Source organism: Mesorhizobium sp. M1E.F.Ca.ET.041.01.1.1 (assembly GCF_003997355.1).
In the GTDB taxonomy this organism is placed as follows: domain Bacteria; phylum Pseudomonadota; class Alphaproteobacteria; order Rhizobiales; family Rhizobiaceae; genus Mesorhizobium.
On record NZ_RZSL01000669.1, the window covers coordinates 1 to 2,983 of the forward strand.

3 protein-coding genes and 1 pseudogene are annotated in these 2,983 nt (G+C 62.5%); 2 read left to right on the forward strand and 2 right to left on the reverse strand.

The annotated features are described in order from the left end of the window. Together EOA38_RS32280 and EOA38_RS32285 are read right to left on the reverse strand one after the other, a co-directional pair. Positions 1–449, reverse strand: a pseudogene (locus EOA38_RS32280) (alpha/beta hydrolase); the annotation flags it as partial. A gap of 160 nt (positions 450–609) precedes the next feature. Beyond that, on the reverse strand, positions 610–1,458 hold the full coding sequence (locus EOA38_RS32285) for an SDR family oxidoreductase (RefSeq protein ID WP_127301130.1): 849 nt from the start codon (positions 1,456–1,458) through the stop codon (positions 610–612). Positions 1,459–1,654: 196 nt separating this feature from the next. Here EOA38_RS32285 and EOA38_RS32290 point away from each other — a divergent pair, with 196 nt between their 5' ends. Both EOA38_RS32290 and EOA38_RS32295 read left to right on the forward strand, forming a co-directional pair. Beyond that, positions 1,655–2,689 (forward strand): cysteine synthase A, encoded by a 1,035-nt coding sequence (locus EOA38_RS32290; RefSeq protein WP_127301131.1) that lies wholly within the window; start codon positions 1,655–1,657, stop codon positions 2,687–2,689. Then, positions 2,689–2,983, forward strand: a 295-nt coding sequence (locus EOA38_RS32295; protein ID WP_245480976.1) for an alanine--tRNA ligase-related protein, incomplete at its 3' end; no start/stop codon positions are given. The genes EOA38_RS32290 and EOA38_RS32295, both read left to right, overlap by 1 nt.

Genomic DNA, 2,983 nt, shown 5'->3' on the forward strand with positions numbered 1-2,983 from the left:
ATCACCTTGTCACCGATCGCGCGGCCGATGGCTAAAGCCTCTTCATAGTCGTTGATCCATGCGTTGACGCTGCCCTCGGCCATGGCGGCGCCGTCCTGCCCGTGACCGGTCAAGCGGGTGTAGAAGAGGTTTGCGTCCAATTCGTCGGCGACGTCGTCCGGCAGCGGGCGCACCTCGCCTTTCGAGGCCGAAAAGCCATGGATGTAGACGATCGCAAGCTTCGTCTTGGCGTGAACCATCGGGTTCGCCCAGATGATTTCCTTGTCCAAGCCGTCGCGGATATTGGGCACGGCGGCTTCTTCGCGCGCCAGATATGCCTGTGGATCGTCGCCGATCACCGACGGATCGAAGCGGATTGTCGTAGAGACCGCCACACGTGGGCCGAGAAAGAAACCAGCGACAAGGATGACGGCTAGACCCAGTACCGCAAGCACGATCCGCCGCCCCATCGCCGACTCCAAGCAACAATTCTCAACCTATGGCCGCATTCGCCGGCAGGCAATCGCAGTGTTGCCGGCTTAAGGCACGCCTGAGCGGGTCTATGCGACGCGCGCTATTCTTCTTCGCATGTTGCAATCCCAAGCCTGCTGCGCAGTTTGGGTGGCATGTCTATGCCGCCTGGTCTGGAGAGGTGCCCGTCTTGCCGGGCATCTTGCGGTCGAAATTCAATGGCCGTGCCCACCAGCTCGTGGTCAGCCCGATCACCAGGCGGCCTATGGGCCGCGGCAGCTGGCCGAGCAGCTTCAAGGGCCAGCTAATGTGATAGGGGAAGGTGACTTCGAAACCGCCCTTCCGGATGCCTCGCGCCATGCGGCGCGACGCCCGGTGAACGGGCATCAGGCCCGGCATCGGCAGCATGTTCTTCTCGGTCAGCGGCGTGTCGACGAAGCCCGGATTCATCACCTGGATGCGGATGTTCATCTTGTCGAAGTCGTATTTCAGCGATTCCGCCAGGATGTTGATCGCCGCCTTGGTGCCGCCATAGGCCGCGGTGGTCGGCCAGCCGGAATAGGCAGTGACCGATCCGACCAGAACGACGTGCCCGCGCCCCCGCGCGCGCATATAATCGACCACGGGCACCAGGCCGTTGACGATGCCGAAATAATTGACGGCGAAGGAGCGGTGAAAGTCGCGCACCACAAGGTGTTCGCCCGGGGTGGCGATGTAGTTGCCGGCGTTGAAGACGGCAAGCACGATCGGCCCCATGTCCTTCTCGATCGCGGCGACCGTCCGTGCCATTCCTTCTTCGTCGGTAACGTCGCAGGGAAAAGATTCTACACGGCCGGTCATCTGCGCCGTCTCGACCAGCAGCGTGTCGACTGGATCGCTCGGCAGCGCCGTCACCGCGACTGTATAACCCTGCCTTGCGAGATCCTTGGCCAGCGCCCGGCCGAGGCCGCTGCTGCCGCCGGTGATCCAGGCGACACCGTCCTTCGGATTGGCCCGGTAGAGTGTCATTCAAAGTAGTCCTGCGAATTATCTGGGTCAGTGCTCTAGCGATGTAGAATTCGGATGAAAAGAGCGCTTTTGGGCATATCGCCGAAATGATTGGGAGCGTTGCAGCATCCGGAATGCGACTGGACCAGGCAAAATCTTGCCTTGAAACCGAAGCCTCCGGTTTCTAGGGTCTCGCCGCACGCATAAAGGAATCCTCATGCCCCGTAATGTGATCGAAGCGATCGGCAACACACCCTTGATCCGGCTCAACAAGGCTTCGGATGCAACCGGCTGCGAGATCCTGGGCAAGGCCGAATTCATGAATCCGGGGCAATCTGTCAAGGATCGGGCCGGCCTGTTCATCATCAGGGACGCCGAGCAGCGCGGATTGCTGCAGCCGGGTGGCGTCATCGTCGAAGGGACCGCCGGCAACACCGGCATCGGCCTGACGCTGGTCGCCAAGGCGCTTGGCTACCGGACTGTGATCGTCATTCCCGATACGCAGAGCCAGGAGAAAAAGGACACGATCAAGATCCTGGGAGCCGAGCTGATCGAAGTGCCGGCCGTGCCCTACAAGAACCCCAACAATTACGTGAAGCTGTCGGGACGGCTTGCCGAGCAACTGGCGCGGTCGGAGCCGAATGGAGCGATCTGGGCCAACCAGTTCGACAACGTCGCCAACCGCGACGGCCATATCCACACGACGGCGGAGGAGATCTGGACCCAGACCGGCGGCAAGGTCGACGGCTTCGTGTCGGCCGTCGGCACCGGCGGCACGCTCGCCGGCGTTGCGATCGGACTGAAGGGCAAGAGCAGCCAAGTCAAGATCGCGCTCGCCGATCCGCTGGGCGCCGCCCTCTACAGTTTCTACACCAGCGGCGAATTGAAGGCTGACGGCAGCTCGATCACCGAAGGCATCGGCCAGGGGCGCATCACCGCCAATCTCGAGGGCTTCACGCCGGACTTCTCCTACCAGATCCCGGACGAGGAGGCGCTGCCGATCATTTTCGACCTGATCCAGCAAGAGGGTCTCTGCGTCGGCGGCTCGACCGGCATCGACATCGCCGGCGCCATCCGGCTGGCGCGCGAGCTTGGCCCGGGCCACACCATCGTGACCATCCTCGCCGACTACGGCACACGCTACCAGTCGAAGCTCTTCAATCCCGAGTTCCTGCGCGGCAAGAACCTGCCGGTGCCGGGCTGGATGGAAGAGAAGGCCGATATCTCGGTGCCGTTCGAAAAGGTGACGTGATGGGGCAGAGGACCGAAGCGCTGTTTCGCGACGACGCCTATCTGAAGACGGCGGAGGCGCAGGTCGTTGCCATCAACGACCGCGGCGGCGTTCTTCTTGATCGGACCATCTTCTACGCCACTTCGGGCGGACAGCCCGGCGATACCGGCGTGTTCGAACGCGCCGACGGCAGCCGCATCGCGATCGCCGCCACCATCACCGGCGAGACCAAGGACGAGATCATCCATGTGCCGGCGCCTGAACAGGCGTTGCCGGCGGTTGGCGAAAAAGTGAGGCTCGCAGTCGATTGGGAAC

What these genes read in the sequence shown, in the direction of transcription:
- EOA38_RS32285 (WP_127301130.1), bottom strand. Translation starts at nt 1,458, where the DNA reads ATGACACTCTACCGGGCCAATCCGAAGGACGGTGTCGCCTGGATCACC.
- EOA38_RS32290 (WP_127301131.1), top strand. Translation starts at nt 1,655, where the DNA reads ATGCCCCGTAATGTGATCGAAGCGATCGGCAACACACCCTTGATCCGG.